Genomic DNA, 255 nt, shown 5'->3' on the forward strand with positions numbered 1-255 from the left:
TATATGGTTCCACAGGCATTTTCTGCCCTGTCTTTGGTAATTCTTTTTCCGGTTTTTCTGGACCCGGTGTTCCAGGCTTTTCTGGATCTGGTGTTCCAGGTTTTTCTGGATTCGGTGTTCCAGGTTTCTCTGAATCTGGTGTTCCAGGTTTTTCTGGATTTGGTGTTCCAGGTTTTTCTGGATCTGGTGTTCCAGGTTTCTCTGGATCTGGTGTTCCAGGCTTTTCTGGATCTGGTGTTTCTGGAACTGGTGGTG

At 46.7% G+C, this 255-nt stretch carries 1 pseudogene; it reads right to left on the minus strand.

Annotated elements, in window-relative coordinates:
• Window positions 1-255: pseudogene (locus MR167_RS32265) on the minus strand (hypothetical protein); the annotation flags it as partial.

It is taken from the genome of Bacillus cereus group sp. BfR-BA-01355 (assembly GCF_022663675.1).
In the GTDB taxonomy this organism is placed as follows: domain Bacteria; phylum Bacillota; class Bacilli; order Bacillales; family Bacillaceae_G; genus Bacillus_A; species Bacillus_A thuringiensis_S.